General features: G+C 65.4%; 16 protein-coding genes and 1 riboswitch. Of the genes, 6 read left to right on the top strand and 10 right to left on the bottom strand.

Annotated elements, in window-relative coordinates; genetic code table 11:
* Positions 1-68 precede the first annotated feature (68 nt).
* Positions 69-253: riboswitch (cobalamin riboswitch) on the bottom strand.
* Positions 254-300: 47 nt separating this feature from the next.
* The 4 genes from BLW56_RS06185 to BLW56_RS06170 form a co-directional block, all read right to left on the bottom strand.
* Entirely contained in the window at positions 301-1,761 is a 1,461-nt protein-coding gene (locus BLW56_RS06185; protein WP_093509722.1) for a S41 family peptidase, read from the bottom strand.
* 34 nt (positions 1,762-1,795) lie between these two features.
* Positions 1,796-2,500, bottom strand: a complete 705-nt coding sequence (locus BLW56_RS06180; RefSeq protein ID WP_093509721.1) for an RlmE family RNA methyltransferase — start codon at positions 2,498-2,500, stop codon at positions 1,796-1,798.
* Positions 2,497-3,600: a Ppx/GppA phosphatase family protein gene (locus BLW56_RS06175; protein WP_093509720.1), complete on the bottom strand. Its 1,104-nt coding sequence runs from the start codon at positions 3,598-3,600 to the stop codon at positions 2,497-2,499. Before BLW56_RS06175 ends, BLW56_RS06180 begins: the two co-directional genes overlap by 4 nt.
* 190 nt (positions 3,601-3,790) lie before the next feature.
* The gene (locus BLW56_RS06170) at positions 3,791-4,192 is read right to left on the bottom strand and encodes a glycine zipper 2TM domain-containing protein (protein WP_093509719.1); all 402 of its coding nucleotides are present in this window, start codon (positions 4,190-4,192) and stop codon (positions 3,791-3,793) included.
* A gap of 163 nt (positions 4,193-4,355) precedes the next feature.
* Between BLW56_RS06170 and BLW56_RS06165 the strand changes: the two genes are divergently transcribed.
* Entirely contained in the window at positions 4,356-5,354 is a 999-nt protein-coding gene (locus BLW56_RS06165; RefSeq protein WP_093509718.1) for an esterase-like activity of phytase family protein, read from the top strand.
* Between the two features lie 36 nt (positions 5,355-5,390).
* On the opposite strand, the gene rpmB is transcribed toward BLW56_RS06165, so the two are convergent.
* Positions 5,391-5,684 carry a 50S ribosomal protein L28 gene (gene rpmB, locus BLW56_RS06160; RefSeq protein WP_093509717.1) on the bottom strand — a complete coding sequence of 98 codons (294 nt, stop codon included), beginning with the start codon at positions 5,682-5,684 and terminating at the stop codon, positions 5,391-5,393.
* Positions 5,685-5,824: 140 nt separating this feature from the next.
* Between rpmB and tadA the strand changes: the two genes are divergently transcribed.
* Positions 5,825-6,280 (top strand): tRNA adenosine(34) deaminase TadA, encoded by a 456-nt coding sequence (tadA, locus tag BLW56_RS06155; RefSeq protein ID WP_093509716.1) that lies wholly within the window; start codon positions 5,825-5,827, stop codon positions 6,278-6,280.
* Here the strand turns inward: tadA and BLW56_RS06150 are convergent.
* Positions 6,277-6,978 carry an NAD-dependent deacylase gene (locus tag BLW56_RS06150; protein ID WP_093509715.1) on the bottom strand — a complete coding sequence of 234 codons (702 nt, stop codon included), beginning with the start codon at positions 6,976-6,978 and terminating at the stop codon, positions 6,277-6,279. The two genes, tadA and BLW56_RS06150, sit on opposite strands and share 4 nt — an antisense overlap.
* A 109-nt stretch (positions 6,979-7,087) precedes the next feature.
* Between BLW56_RS06150 and dapB the strand changes: the two genes are divergently transcribed.
* Together dapB and nth are read left to right on the top strand one after the other, a co-directional pair.
* Positions 7,088-7,816, top strand: coding sequence for a 4-hydroxy-tetrahydrodipicolinate reductase (dapB, locus tag BLW56_RS06145; RefSeq protein WP_093509714.1), 729 nt, complete (start codon positions 7,088-7,090; stop codon positions 7,814-7,816).
* Positions 7,817-7,821: 5 nt separating this feature from the next.
* Positions 7,822-8,478 carry an endonuclease III gene (gene nth / locus BLW56_RS06140; protein ID WP_093509713.1) on the top strand — a complete coding sequence of 219 codons (657 nt, stop codon included), beginning with the start codon at positions 7,822-7,824 and terminating at the stop codon, positions 8,476-8,478.
* Positions 8,479-8,594: 116 nt separating this feature from the next.
* Here nth and BLW56_RS06135 read toward each other — a convergent pair whose 3' ends face one another.
* The 4 genes from BLW56_RS06135 to secB all read right to left on the bottom strand — a co-directional run bounded on the left by BLW56_RS06135 (position 8,595) and on the right by secB (position 12,603).
* Entirely contained in the window at positions 8,595-9,299 is a 705-nt protein-coding gene (locus BLW56_RS06135) for a DUF4136 domain-containing protein (RefSeq protein ID WP_093509712.1), read from the bottom strand.
* 166 nt (positions 9,300-9,465) lie between these two features.
* A complete protein-coding gene (trpS, locus tag BLW56_RS06130) occupies positions 9,466-10,464 on the bottom strand; it encodes a tryptophan--tRNA ligase (RefSeq protein WP_093509711.1) in 999 nt (332 codons plus the stop codon).
* A gap of 3 nt (positions 10,465-10,467) precedes the next feature.
* Positions 10,468-12,060, bottom strand: a complete 1,593-nt coding sequence (gene murJ / locus BLW56_RS06125) for a murein biosynthesis integral membrane protein MurJ (protein WP_093509710.1) — start codon at positions 12,058-12,060, stop codon at positions 10,468-10,470.
* Between the two features lie 27 nt (positions 12,061-12,087).
* A complete protein-coding gene (gene secB, locus BLW56_RS06120; protein ID WP_093509709.1) occupies positions 12,088-12,603 on the bottom strand; it encodes a protein-export chaperone SecB in 516 nt (171 codons plus the stop codon).
* 252 nt (positions 12,604-12,855) lie between these two features.
* On the opposite strand from secB, the gene BLW56_RS06115 reads away from it, so the two are divergent.
* Both BLW56_RS06115 and BLW56_RS06110 read left to right on the top strand, forming a co-directional pair.
* Complete coding sequence (locus BLW56_RS06115) at positions 12,856-13,518, top strand: Tim44/TimA family putative adaptor protein (RefSeq protein ID WP_143043390.1); 663 nt, start codon at positions 12,856-12,858, stop codon at positions 13,516-13,518.
* Between the two features lie 4 nt (positions 13,519-13,522).
* Positions 13,523-14,845, top strand: coding sequence for a murein transglycosylase A (locus tag BLW56_RS06110; RefSeq protein ID WP_093509707.1), 1,323 nt, complete (start codon positions 13,523-13,525; stop codon positions 14,843-14,845).

Here is a 14,845-nt window from a genome sequence, read left to right as displayed (position 1 = left end):
CGCTCACGCGCAGCCAGCTTTGTCGTCATGCGGGTTCACCCCCGTCCGCCCGGCACACCCTGTCCGCGCGAAAGACGACGGCGACGGGCAGGTCTCCTGGCTTGCGGGTCAGCGCCGGTCGGCCGCCTTCTCGGGACCGAAGTCCCAATGGCGTGTGGCCGATGGCTCGCCGCGTACAGTTGCAGGGGCAGCCGGGGTTTTCCCGTTCCCTCTTAGTCCCCGTCGCCGGGGAACCTGTCGCTTGCCGTGGCCGTTAGCCGCATTTCCCGGCTGCGGTCAATTGCTGCGATGCAGCAGCGATCAGAAGAGGCCCGGCAGTTCGCGCTGCGCTGCGCTCGGGCGGTCGGGGGTCAACATCGCGCGTTCGGCCACGATCGGCGCGCTGCGACGCATCGCCGCCGCGCCCGCGCTCGCGTCGGCGATCCGCGCCGTGCAGGCTGTGCCCGACAGGAAGTTGATCGCGGCGCGGATCGATGCTTCGCGCGGATCGCCGAGCGGCACGCTGAGATCGTCGTTCGCCGCGCAGCTATTGCCTATCTTGGGCGCGAGCCCGTCATAATAATCGCGCTGTCCATTCGCATTGGCCGTTGCAAAGGCGACAACACGCATGCGGTCGTCGCACTCGGCCTTGTCGAGGGCGATCTGGCCGACGGGCTTGCCATAGGTGTTGCTGCCGACGAGTGTCATATCGGTACCGAGCCAGGGCAGCATCGAATTGATCACAAGCTCGCTCGCCGACGCGGTCGACCCTGTCCCGATGAAGGCTATCCGTGTCGGTGCGATCGATTGGCTCAACGGATTGAAGCGATGCTCGTCATTCTCGGCCGATTTGCTGGCGCGGAACTGCGTCTGCGAGAAAATCTGCCCGGCGCGCCCGGCGCCCATCAGATCGCCCATCAGATTGGCGGTCGAAACGAGCCCGCCGCCATTATAGCGGAAATCGACGATGATATCGGTGACGCCGCGCGCGCGAAAATCGGCAAAGGCCGCCTTCAGCTGGTCGTCGGCCGACGAGATGAAGGTGCGCAGGTTGATATAGCCGTAGCTGCGGCCTCCCTCCGCAATGATCTTGGCGCCATAGCGATCCGAAACCGGGTCGAGCGAATAGTCGGCTTTCGCCACCGTGACGTCGCGCGTGCCGCTGGCGTCGGTGATGCGTAGCACCCGGCTGACCCCCGGATCGTTGGGGCCGAGCGCATTGGTCAGCCCCGCCGTGCCTTCGGCGTTCACGATGCTGGCAACGGTGCGCAAATTGCCGCTGTTCGTCCCGATCGCGACAATTGCCGTCCCGCGGTCGATCCCGGCGGCAAAGGCCGGAGCGCCTTCATAGGCTTCGGCGATAAGGATGCGCTGGTTCACCGCATCATAGGCCAGACGAGCGCCAAAGCCCGCGCTTGATCCGCTGGCGTAGAAGGCGTTCTCTTCGACGATCGAGGTGATGTAGGTGAAGAAGCGGTCCTTGTTCAGTGCGCGTGCGGGTGCGACGAGCGCGTCGATGTAGGACTGGACATTGCCGTGGCTCGCGGCGCTGACGCTCGCGACGTCGCTCGGGAACAGATACCATTCGTCGATCACGGCCTTGGCAAAGGCCTGACGCGACGCGAGGGCGCAGGTAGGGGTTGGCGTGGGGGTCGGGGTCGGCGTCGGGGTGACCGTGACGGGTCCGCCGCTGCCCAAGCTGCCTTCACCCCCGCCACCGCACGATGCCAGCATCAGCGCTGCGAGTGTCACAGCCGCGACCGACCGTGCCGATTTGCCCATCGAAAATTCTCCCCCGGTTCGGTTCATCGTCCGATTATTCTGCGCCCGCGTTGCGGCTCCGGCCCTTGAAGCCCTGCGCGATGACATAAAGTTCCGGCGACCCCTTGCGGCTGGCCGGCGGTTTGGCGTGCTTCACCGTCGTGAAATTCTGCTTCAAGATCGTCAGCAACTCGCGGTCGGCGCCGCCGGCAAAGACTTTCGCGACGAACGCGCCGCCGGGCAGCAGATTCTGCACCGCGAAATCGGCTGCGGTCTCGGCGAGGCCGATGGTGCGTAGGTGATCGGTCTGGGGATGGCCTACGGTATTCGCGGCCATGTCCGAAATGACGAGATCGGGCGCGCTGCCCAGCGCTTCGATCAGCGCGTCGGGCGCGGCATCGTCCATGAAATCCATCTCGAGGATTTCGACGCCCTCGATCGGTTCGCAATGGAGAAGGTCGATCCCCGCGACGCGCGCGCGGGGGTTCGCCTTGCGCACGACCTGCGACCAGCCGCCCGGTGTGATGCCGAGATCGACGACCGCGCGCGATTTCTTGAGGAATCCGAATTTTTCGTCGAGTTCGATCAGCTTATATGCGGCGCGCGAGCGATATCCCTCGGCCTGCGCGCGGCGAACATAGGGATCGTTGAGCTGGCGTTGCAGCCAGCGCGTCGACGAGACGCTGCGCTTGCGTGCGGTCTTGACGCGCACGTGCAGCCCGCCTCTGCCGCTGCCGCCCTTTCCGCCCGCGCCGCTCATTTGCGATACTCGCGGCGGGTGACGGGTATATCGCGGCCCTGCATCGCAAGGCAGCGCAAGATCCCTTCGCGGATACCGCGATCGGCAACGCCGACGCGGACCGCGGGCCACAGGTCGATAATGCTCTCCAGGATCGCGCAGCCAGCGACGACCAGATCGGCGCGCTCGCGGCCGATACATGCAATTTCGGCGCGGTCGGCGATGCTCGCGTCGGCGAGGCGGCGGCTGATATCGCGCATCGCATCCGTCGGGACGACCAGTCCGTCGACCGCACGCCGGTCGTATCGCGGCAGGTCGAGGAAGACGCTGGCGAGCGTCGTGACGGTGCCGCTGGTGCCGAGCAGGCGCAGCGGCTGCCCCGCAAAACGTTCGGCGCGATCGGCGAAGGCGGAAAAAGCGGTGCGGGTCACTTCGCGCATATGCGCATAGGCGGCTTGCCGACCGGCAAGGCTGTCTTCGGGCAGCGGAGCATGTTCGGTCAGCGAGACGACGCCCCACGGCACGCTGATCCAGTCGTGTATCTTGACGTCATGGTCCGACACGTCGACGTGCATCAGCTCGGTCGAGCCGCCGCCGATGTCGAAGATCAGCGCCGGTCCTTCGCCGGGCTCCATCAAATTGTGGCAACCGAGGACTGCGAGTCGCGCTTCTTCGGCAGCCGAGATGATATCGAGGACGATGCCCGTCTCGCGGCGGACGCGCTCGGCGAGCTCTTCGCCATTGCTTGCACGGCGGCAAGCCTCGGTCGCGACCGCGCGCGACAGCGTGACATGGCGGCGGCGGAGCTTGTCGGCACAGATCGACAGCGCCGCGACGGTGCGATCCATTGCGGCTTCGCTGATTTTCCCGCTGCCGTGGAGTCCCTCGCCCAGCCGGACAATACGCGAAAAAGCGTCGATGACGACGAGCTCGCCATTTTGTGGGCGCGCGATCAGCAGTCGGCAATTGTTGGTGCCAAGGTCGATGGCGGCATAGCTGCGCGGCCGCGTGATCGGCATCGGGCGTGCATCGCCACCTGCCTTGTTTCGTCCCTTCGCCGCCGGCCCCGTTCTTGAACCCGGCCGCGGCGGTCGCCCTGATGGCGCTGCCATTTGCCGCATGGCTAGTATAACCTGTTCTGCTCACGCGTCCGCAAAACCGCGAACGTGCACTTGGTGGCGAGATTAGGCTTACGCCGCTCCAATGGCAAGCTTCCGCTCCCGCGCTGTCGATCGCGCAAAGAAAACCCCGCCCGGCGTGGGCCGGACGGGGTGCAAGGGAAGAGGAAATTATTGGGGTCGGGACTGCCTCTTAACGGCAGCCGTCATTCCCCTTGTCGATCGCGCGGCCGGCGAGGGCGCCGACGGCGCCGCCGATGATCGTGCCGACCGTGCGGTCGCCGCGACCGGCGATTTCATGACCGGCAAGGCCGCCTGCGATCGCACCGATCACGGTGCCGCCGGTGCCATTGTCGCACTGGCGATAATTGCGGCGGTCACCGCGGTAATAGCGACGGTCGTTGCGGTAATCGCGGCGGTTGTCCCGGCGATAGTCGCGACGGTCATAGCGACGGTCGTCGCGGTCATAGCCGCTGTAATAGCTCGAATAGCCGTCGCGGTCGTAATAACCGTTCTGCGCTGCGGCGGGAGCCGCCATGCCCAGCGTCGCGGTGGACATCAGGGCGGCGATCGAGAGGGTCACCATCTTTTTCATTGTCGTTCTCCTTCGTCGTCGTGGGCCCGTCTGGGCTTTGTCGATGATCATGTTTTGCCCGATTCGCATTGAGCGAAGCCTGAACGCGGCTGTTGGCTGGCGTTCAGCTTTCTGCGGCGAAACGCTTTTCTTTCGCAGGCCGCCGTCCTAACCCCGCGCGGCAATGCGCCGTTTGCTTCCCGCTGCCTTGATCTTCCTTGCCGTCGGCCCCGTGCCGGGGACTGTCATGCGCTTTCCCGAGACCGACCTGACGCAAGAGGCGTCGGCGCACCCGCTGGCTTTTCCGCCCGCCTCGCGTGGTGCGATGCGATTCGTGCGCGGTTGGCGTCTTGTCAGTCCGCATAGCCGTTTCGGCGGCTTTTCCGCGCTGGCGCATATCGGGCAGGGGCAGTTTCTGCTGGTCGGCGACAATGGCTATTCGACACGCCTGTCGCTCGATTCGCGCGGCGCCGTGTCGTCGGTCCGGATTCGTGCGCTGCCGACGGTCGATGGCCGCCCGGCACGCAAATCGATGGCAGATACCGAGGCGATGTTCGTCGACGCGGCAAGCGGAAAGGTCTGGCTCGCACTTGAAGGGGTAAACCAGATCTGGCGACTCGATGCCGATCTTTCGAAGATCGAGGCGCGCCGCAAGCTGCCGGAGCCGCGCTGGCCAACCAATCGCGGTCCGGAAGCGATGGCGCGCCTCGCCGATGGGCGGACGGTCGTTTTTTCGGAGGATGCCGATGATGACCCGCGCGGGCGCGAGGCGCTGATCTACACCGGCGATCCGGCGGCGCCCGGTCCGGCGCCGGTCCGCTTCTTTTACGATTCGGGTGGGCGCGGACTGATCAGCGACGCGGCAGCGCTCCCCGACGGGCGGATCCTGCTCGTGCATCGGCGACTCGGCTTCGACCCGGTCTTCACGACGATCATCGCCATCGTCGATCCAGCTGACATCAAGAAGGACGCCGTCGTCCGGTCACGGACGATCGGGCGTGTACCCCGGCCGCTCGCCGAAAATTACGAAGGTGCGGCGATTTCGGTCGAGAAGGGGCGGACCTGGCTGTGGCTTGTCGCCGACAATAATTTCAATGTCTGGCAGCGCAGCCTGTTGCTGCAGTTCGAACTTGTCGACCTGCCGCCCAAAAAGACGCCGGACAGCAAAAAGGCCGCGCGGTAGTCCGGCGGCCTTCTGCAATTCGAAAGAGTTGGTCGCTCAGGCGGCCTTTTCGGCCAGCTTCTTCGCGACTTCCTTCTTCACCTTGCGAGCGCCAGCCGACAGCTGATCGTCTCCGGCCTTCAGCAGCCAGTTGTCGAGACCGCCGTTATGCTCGACCGTGCGCAGGCCGTGGGTCGACACGCGCAGCTTCACGCCCTTGCCGAGCGCGTCCGACAGCAGCGTCACATTCTGCAGGTTGGGCAGGAAGGTGCGCTTGGTCTTGTTGTTGGCGTGGCTGACATTGTGGCCAACCTGGCGGCCCTTGCCGGTCAGTTCGCAGATGCGCGACATGGTCTTCGTCCTCGTCAAAAAAATTTCGGATCGGCGTCCGCGCACTTCCCGCAAAACGGGGAGTACAAGACCGGAGTGAGCCGGGAAAGGCGCGCGCTTATCGGCTTGCAGGAGATTCGTCAAGCGCATAGGCCGCTTTTATGGCCCTGTTTCCGCTCCCTGAACCCATGCGCCGCGCGCTCGATCTGGCCCGTATCGCCGCAGAATGGGGCGAAGTGCCCGTCGGCGCAGTGATCGTCAAGGACGGCACGATCATCGCCGAGGGGCACAACTGCCCGCGCGAATCGCACGACCCGACCGCGCATGCCGAAATCGTCGCGATTCGCGCGGCGGCGGCGAAACTCGGCAATGAGCGGCTCGACGGCTGCGACCTGTATGTAACGCTCGAACCCTGTGCGATGTGTGCCGGGGCGATCGCGCACGCCCGAATCGCGCGGCTCTATTATGGCGCCGACGATCCGAAGGGCGGCGCCGTCGTCCACGGTCCGCGGACCTTTGCGCAGCCGACGATCCACCATCGGCCCGACATCTATGACGGGATCGGGGAAGACGAAGCGGCGGCGCTGCTCAGGGATTTCTTTGCCGCGCGACGCTAGCCGAGCATCTGTTCGACCCATTCGGGTACCAGCCCGGTTGCCGGCCCGTGGCGTGCTTCGTCGAACCAGTAACTGCCCTGGCTTGGCTCCATATTGAGTTCGAGCGTCATTGCACCTGCCGCACGCGCCTCGCGGACGAAGCCCGCGGCGGGGTAGACCGCACCCGATGTACCGATCGACACGAACAGGTCGGCGCGGTTCAACGCGTGATAGATGTCCTCCATCCGGTACGGCATTTCACCGAACCAGACGATGTCGGGGCGGAGCAGGCCCGCCACCCCGCACGCCGGGCAGGCTGGCCGGTCGAGTAGTGGCCCCGTCCACGGCACCCGCGTATCGCAGCCGGTGCACCAGGCGTTCAGATGCTCGCCATGCATATGGATCAACCGCTTCGCACCCGCGCGCTCGTGCAGATCGTCGACATTCTGCGTGACGATCAGCAACTCGCCCGGCCATTCGGCGTCGAGACGCGCGAGCGCCCTGTGCGCGGCATTGGGTTCCTTCGTCTGGATCGCTTCGCGCCGCATATCATAGAATCGCAGCACCAGATCGGGGTCGCGGGCAAAGGCTTCGGGCGTCGCGACATCCTCCACGCGATGCTGTTCCCACAGTCCGCCGCCGTCGCGAAACGTATCGATGCCGCTCTCGGCCGACACGCCGGCGCCGGTCAGGATGACGATATTCTGGATCGGGGACACATTAACTCCGTTCGTCCTGAGCTTGTCGAAGGACCGTCCTTCCTCTTATGGCGGTGATGAAACAAGTGCGGCCCTTCGACAAGCTCAGGGCGAATGGGGATTGTGCATTATGACGAGCATCGGGATTATCGGCAGCGAAGGGCGGATGGGCGTCGCGCTTGCCGCCGCGATAGCCGAGGCGGGGCAGCAGCATCTCGGTATCGACAAGGGCGGCAATGCCCTGAAGCTCGCCAGCGATGCCGACGTGCTCGTCGATTTCTCGTCGCCCGCCGCGCTCGAGGCGACGCTCGATGCGTGTGTGGCTGCGCGGACCCCGATCGTGATCGGCACGACCGGGCTCGAGGAGCGCCATCATTATCTGATCGACGATGCCGCAAAGGATATTGCGGTGCTCCAGACGGGCAACACGTCGCTCGGCGTGACCTTGCTTGCGCATCTGGTGCGCGAGGCGGCGACCCGGCTCGATGCCGACTGGGATATCGAGGTCGTGGAGATGCACCACGGCAAGAAGGTCGATGCACCGAGCGGCACCGCGCTGCTTCTGGGGCAGGCCGCCGCCGAAGGGCGCGGGATCGATCTCGACACCCGATCCGAACGGGGCCGTGACGGCGTCACTGGCGCGCGTGGGCGCGGCAACATCGGTTTCGCGAGCCTGCGCGGCGGCACCGTCGCGGGTGACCATGATGTGATCTTCGCCGGCGCTGAGGAAATGATCACCTTGTCGCATCGCGCCGAAAACCGCATGATCTTTGCGCGGGGTGCGGTGCGCGCGGCGCTCTGGCTGATGAACCAGAAACCCGAACGCTATACGATGCCGCAGGTGCTGGGGCTTTCGTAAAGGCCATGAAAAAGGCCGACATCTTCGAATTCTATCGGCGCCTTGCCGAGCTGAACCCCAGCCCGGAGACCGAGCTGGAGTTCGGCAACACCTATCAATTGCTCGTCGCGGTCGTGCTGTCGGCGCAGGCGACCGACGTCGGGGTGAACAAGGCGACGCGGCGGCTGTTTCAGGATGTGAAGACCCCGCAGCAGATGCTCGATCTCGGCGAAGACGGGCTCAAACAGCACATCAAGACGATCGGGCTGTTTAACGGCAAGGCGAAAAATGTCATCGCCCTCTCCGAAATCCTCGTGCGCGATTTCGGCGGCGAGGTGCCCGCCGATCGCGATACGCTCGTCGAACTGCCGGGAGTGGGGCGCAAGACCGCCAATGTCGTGATGAACTGCGCGTTCGGGGCCGAGACCTTCGCGGTCGACACGCATATCTTCCGTGTCGGCAATCGCACCGGACTCGCGCCGGGCAAGACGGTGCTCGCGGTCGAAAAGCAGCTCGAAAAGCATACGCCGGCCCCCTTCCGCGTCGGGGCGCATCACTGGCTGATCCTCCACGGCCGCTATATCTGCAAGGCGCGTACCCCCGAATGCTGGCGCTGCCCGGTCGACGACCTCTGCCGCTACAAGCCCAAGACCCCGGCGCCGAAGACGAAAAAGGCGGCGTGACGGGAATGACCGGTTTGAGGTGATGTCCGCTTCCGGTCGAAAGCCGACATCTCCATCTACGCAAAAAGGGCCCGCCGTCCTTGTGGATGGCGGGCCCTTTTTTGGCCTTGGCGCGTTCAGCCCTTTTCGGGTGGTGCAACCGTGATGCGGACCCGTTCGCCCGAATTGCCGGGAAAGCCGGTAAACATCGCCTCGACGAGGTTCGGGACCAGCGCTTGCAGATTATTGTCGCGGGACTGCGCCTCTGCATGGCCCTCGAACAGGCGCGAACCGTCGGCGGCGCGGTTGATCTGCAGGTTCAGGCCGCTGGTGTAGACGGTGTAGCTCGACACATCGTTATAGCCGCCGCCCCAGCCGGGACCGAAGCCGCCCCACAGGAACGGGTCGCGATAGCCATAGACATAACGGCGTCCGCCGCGGCCGGTCACGATCACCGGGCGATAGAAGCCGCGGCCGTAAAAGCTACCATAACCGCCGTACCAGGGGTCGCCGAAGCCGGGGCTCGACACGACGCGTTCGCGGCCCTTGTCGACGCCATAATCCATGCGGACAACCAGGTCGGCGCGTTCGCCGTTCGCCGCGGGGCGATAGCCGTAACGCGTCAGTTCGCCGGCGACGAGATTCGCATATTGGCCGAATTCGATGCCGCCCTGCAGCGCAGGATCGTTGGCCTCGACGACGAAGCTTTGGCCCTGCGGCGCGGGAAGCTGCGTCTGGAAGCGCGCGACATTGGCCTTGAAGGGGGTCGCGCAGCCGGCCAGCGCCAGCGCCGCGCCTGTCATGGCGGCAAGGCTCAACCGCCGGAAATTCATCTTGCTCATCGTCCTGGCTCCGTGATTCGGGCGCACATAAACCGCGCTTTCATACCATAGACTATGTCGGCGCGACTTAACCTTGGTTGAACCCGGTTCGTCGCACCGCCGTTCCACCTCCCCAATATGGGGAGGTGGAAGCGCTTAACAAGATTTTTCGTACCAAGACGAAGGTTTAGCGGCAGAGCCCCAGCGCGGCATAGGCCGCGTCGAGCGTCGGCCTCGCAAGCGCCGATGCGCGGGCCGCGCCGGCTTCGAGCGCGGCGTCGATCGCCGCAGGGTCGGCCTTGAGCTCGGTGAGGCGCGTCGCGATCGGGCGCAGCGTCTCGACCAGCAACTCGCCGAGGGCGGGCTTGAACGCGCCGAAACCCTGTCCGGCAAAGCGCGCGAGCACCTGATCGACGCTCTCGTCGGCCATCGCGGCATAGATGGAGACGAGATTCTTCGCCTCGGGTCGCCCTTCAAGTCCCGCAACCTCCGCCGGGAGCGGTTCGGCGTCGGTCTTCGCCTTGCGGATCTTCGCCATGATCGTGTCGGGATCGTCGACCAGGTTAATGCGGCTCGCATCGCTCGGGTCCGATTTCGACATTTTCGCGGTTCCGTCGCGCAGGCTCATGATCCGCGCCGCGGCGGGTGGGATCGTCGGTTCGGGCAGGGTGAAGGTCTCGGTCCCCGTGTCGAGATTGAACTTGGTGGCGATGTCGCGCGCGAGTTCGAGATGCTGTTTCTGGTCGTCGCCGACGGGGACGTGCGTCGTCTGATAGAGCAGCACGTCGGCCGCCTGCAGCACCGGATAGGCGAAGAGGCCGACGCTCGCGCCCTCGCGGTTCTTGCCCGATTTCTCCTTGAACTGCGTCATGCGGTTCAGCCAGCCGATGCGTGCGGTTCCGTTGAGCAACCAGCAAAGCTGGGCATGCGCAGGGACGCGTGCCTGGTTGAACAATATCGCCTTTTCGGGATCGATCCCCGCCGCCATCAGCGCCGCCGCCATTTCGCGCGTGTTCGCGGTCAGCTCGGCGGGGTCGTTATAGACGGTGATCGCGTGCAGATCGGCGAGGAAATAGAGCTTCTCGCCCGGCATCTCGTCCTGCATACGCACCCAGTTGCGGATCGCGCCCAGATAATTGCCGAGGTGCAAATTTCCGGTGGGCTGGATGCCCGATAGCGTCCGCATGTCTTACTCCTGGGTTGGCGCAGGTTTCGCGCGCCGCCGCGTGAGCATGCGAACCAGATCCTTGTCAAGCGCGCCGACGAGGAAGGCGACGGCGAAAAAGGCCGCGCCGCCCGCGGCGCAGAGCGCGGCGAGCGACCAGATGCGGTCGAATACACCGCCGCTGTAATAGGGCGTCATCATCGGCATCATCCACCATAGCAGCGCCGACATCGCCGCGACCGCGACGATCTGGCGCGCGATCCGGCCGGCGAGCTTCGCGGTGAAGTGGAACCAGCCGCGGCGATGGAGGATGGTGTAGAGCAGGATGCAGTTGATCGAGGCCGACGCCGCGGTCGCGCCCGCTAGTCCGACGATGCCATAATGTTCGACGACATAGAGGTTGATCGCGATGTTGATGATCAGCGACGCAAAGGCGGTCCATACGGGGGTGCGCATATCCTCGCGCGCGAAAAAGCCGGGGTTCAATATCTTGATCACGACATAAGCGGGCAGTCCTGCGACCAGCGCCATCACGATATGCGCCATGATCGTCCCGTCGGCAGCGGTGAATTTCCCGCCGACGAAGAAGGCGGCGGTGAAAGCGGGAGCGCAGATCGCGAGTGCGGCGGCGGCGGGCAGGGTGAGCAAGGTCGCGATCTCGAACGCGTTGCTTTGCAATCGCTGTGCTTCGGCCGCGTCGCCGCTGTGGATATGGCGCGACAGCATCGGCAGGATCGCGGTGCCCAATGCGATGCCGACGATGCCGAGCGGCAGCTGGTTCAGCCGGTCGGCGAGCTTCAGCAAGGTCAGCGACCCTTGCGGAAGCGAAGTTGCGAAGAAGGTGTCGACGAACTGGCTGACCTGATAGATGCCGGCGCCGAAGGTCGCGGGCAGGATCAGCATGCCGAGCTTCTTCACTTCGGGGGTGAATTTGGGGAAGCTCCAGCGGAGCTTGAGCCCCGCGCGGCGCACCGCCCACGCCATATAGGCGAGCTGGACCACGCCCGCGATGCTGACCGATACCGCCAGCGCCTCGGCCACGATACGGTCGTCACCACCCGGACCGCGCAGCCACCAGCCGGTGACGATCCCGCCGATCAGCACGATGTTGAGCAGCACGGGCACGAACGCACCCGGTGCAAAGCGCGAGCGCGCGTTGAGCAGGCCCGATAGCATTGCGACGAGACTGACGAGCGCGAGATAGGGAAAGGTCACGCGGCTCAGGAGCACCGCGAAGTCGAACTTGCCCGGCACCTCCTGGAAATCGCGCGCGAGCAGCCAGACGATCCCGGGCATCGCGATCATCATGATCGCGGAGAAAGCGAATAGCGCCCAGAGGAAGACCGACAGCACGTCGTCGGCGAATTTCGCGGCCGCTTCCTCGCCGCCCTCGCCGTGCAGCGCGCGGCTGTACATCGGCACGAAGGCGACCGAGAAGGCGCCCTCCGCGAACAGCCGGCGAAAGGTGTTGGGAAGCGTGAAGGCGAGTTGGAAGGCGTCGGCGGCCAAGCCGGCGCCGAGCACGCGGGCGAGCAGCATGTCGCGCGCGAAGCCGAAAATGCGGCTGACCATCGTCAGGCCGCCGATCGTCCCCACGCTTTTGACGAGGCTGCTCAAGCCCTCAGCTCGCCCCCGTTACGGGTTTCAGGCCTGGCCGACCGCAACTTCGCCCGCCGCTTCGGCCTGCGCCGCCTGGAGCTGCTGCGCAAACAGGCCGTGGAAGTCGATCGGTTCGAGCAACAGCGGCGGGAAACCGCCATCCTGCACCGCATCGGCAACGACGCGGCGCGCGAAGGGGAAGAGGATGCGCGGCGCTTCGGCAAGGAAGAAGGGCTGAAGCTGGTCGTCGGGGACGTTGCGGACGCCGAACAGGCCGGCATATTTCAGGTCGATCACGAAGCTCGTGCCCTGATCGGTCTTCGAGGTCACGTCGATCTTCAGCGTTACTTCGTACAGATTCTCGCCGACGCTGTCGGCGGCGATGTTGAACTGGACATCGACCTGCGGGGCGTCCTGCCACTGATAGACGGCGGGTGCGTTCGGGTTTTCGAACGACAGATCCTTCACATATTGCGAAATCAGGCCGATCGCCGGGCTTGTGTCTTCGCCGTTCGGCTGCAGGGCGGGGTTGTTGAGGTCGGCGCTGGTCTCGTCAGCCATGATGATGAAGCTTTCACTGAAAAGAAGGAAACAATATCCGCGTCCGCAGGCCGTGTCGGGACTGCGGCGGACGGTTGTCGCGGCGCTTAGCAGCGCCCGGCAGCGAGCACAATGGGCGCCCTTTGCCGTGCTATAGTTAAGGTTGAATCGTTGACCCGCCGGTCGCCAGCGGCCATGGTCATTTGAAACCGGGGCGCTTATCGCCTATGTATCAACCATGATGTTGCCATTGCCCGCATTGGACTTTTGCCCGTGACCTCTTTTGCTATCGTCCTGCTCGCCATGATTGCCGCTTTCCTCGGCATGCGGCTCTATTCGGTGCTCGGCAAGCGCACGGGGCATGAGCAAGAGCCCGTGTTGCCGCGCGAACGCGCCACCGCGTCGCCGGTCCGGCTCGATGACAAGGATGGATCGACGGCTCTCGCGCCCGCGTCCGCCGATACTGCAGGACTGGTCTATGAGCCTGCCGCCGAGGCCGGGCTGCGCCAACTGCTCGCGACCGACCGCAATTTCGACGCGGGCCGTTTCATGGAGGGCGCAGAAGCGGCGTATCGCATGATCCTCGAAGCATATTGGAAAGGCGATCGCGATACGCTCCGCGATCTCTGCGACGACGACAGCTATGAAGCGTTTGCCGATGCGATCGCCGCGCGCGAGAGCCGCGGGGAGACGCTCGACAATCGCCTGATCGGCATCGATTCGGCAAAGATCACCGCGGTCGAGATGAGCCGCAGCGAAGCGCGCGTCACCGTGCGCTACCATGCCGATATCAGCGCGGTCACGCGCGACGCCGATGGCAAGCTGATCGCCGGATCGATGAGCGACGCGTCGCAGACCGACGATCTGTGGACCTTCCGCCGCCAGATCGGCAGCAACGACCCCAATTGGGTGCTCGACGAAGCCGAATCGGCCTGATCCCATGATCCTGTCGGTGGGGGCGCCGCGCGCACGAGCATTCGGATTCGCGCTGCTCGCCGTCCTCCCGCTGCTTTCCGGTTGCGCTTCGGTCATCCCCGACGCGGATAGCCGCCCCACGACTGTTACTCCCGCGCCATCGCGCCCGCTCGGCACGCCGCGCCCCTATATCCCGCGTCCCTCCGAAGGCACTGGCGCCGCCGCTCAGCCAATAGCAGCCACCCCGCGCGCGGCGCTTTCCGCGCCGGCCGTCCCCGCCGATGCGACGACCGCTGCCGCCAGCGGCGTTGTAGCGGGCCCCGATGTATCGACCCTCGGCGTGACCGCCGAGCAGGCGACCACCGCGCTTGCCGCCTTCCGCATCAGCTGTCCGTCGGTCCAGCGCCGCACCGACACCAGCGGCCTGACGCAGGGCGCCGACTGGGCCGAAAGCTGCACCGCGGCGAAAAGCTGGAAGGATGACGACGCGCTCGCTTTCTTCGCGCGCTATTTCGGTACAGTGCAGGTCGGCACGGGGACCGCCTTCGTCACCGGCTATTACGAACCCGAAATCGCCGGATCGCGCACGAAGCAGCCCGGCTATGACGTGCCCATCTATCGCCGCCCCGCCGACCTAGTCGATGTCGACCTCGGCCAGTTCGCCGACGATCTGAAGGGCCGCAAGCTTCGCGGCCGCGTCGATGGCAGTAATTTTGCGCCTTATTACGACCGCACGGCGATCGAGAGCGGCGCGCTCGACGGGCGCGGTCTCGAAATCGCTTATGCCGCCGACGCCGCCGAATTCTTCTTCCTGCAGGTGCAGGGCTCGGGCCGCCTTCGCTTGCCGGGCGGCGGTATCATGCGCATCGGCTACGATACGCAGAACGGCCGCGGCTATGTCGGTATCGGCAAGCTTTTGCTCGACCGCGGCGAACTGCAGCGCGGACAGGCGTCGATGCAGGGCATCCTCGATTATCTCCGCGCCGACCCGGTGCGCGGCGCGGCGGTGATGAACGAGAATCCAAGCTGGGTCTTTTTCCGCGAACTCACCGGCCCTGGCCCGCTCGGCGCCCTGGGCGTGCCCGTGACCGGCCGCGCGAGCGTCGCCGCCGACCCCAAATATGTGCCGCTCGGTGCGCCTATCTTCCTCTCACTCGACCGCGCCGAACCCAATGGGCTGTGGGTGGCGCAGGACACCGGCGGCGCGATCAAGGGCGCGAACCGCTTCGACAGTTTCTGGGGCGCGGGCGACGAGGCGCGCGCGATCGCGGGTGGCATGTCGGGGCGCGGCTCGGCGCTGCTGCTGCTGCCGCGCGCCAGCATCGTGCGGCTGATCCCGGCGCCTTGA

Source organism: Sphingopyxis sp. YR583 (assembly GCF_900108295.1).
GTDB lineage: Bacteria > Pseudomonadota > Alphaproteobacteria > Sphingomonadales > Sphingomonadaceae > Sphingopyxis.
Note: the sequence above shows the minus strand (reverse complement) of the source record. Positions and strands in the feature narration are given on the sequence as shown.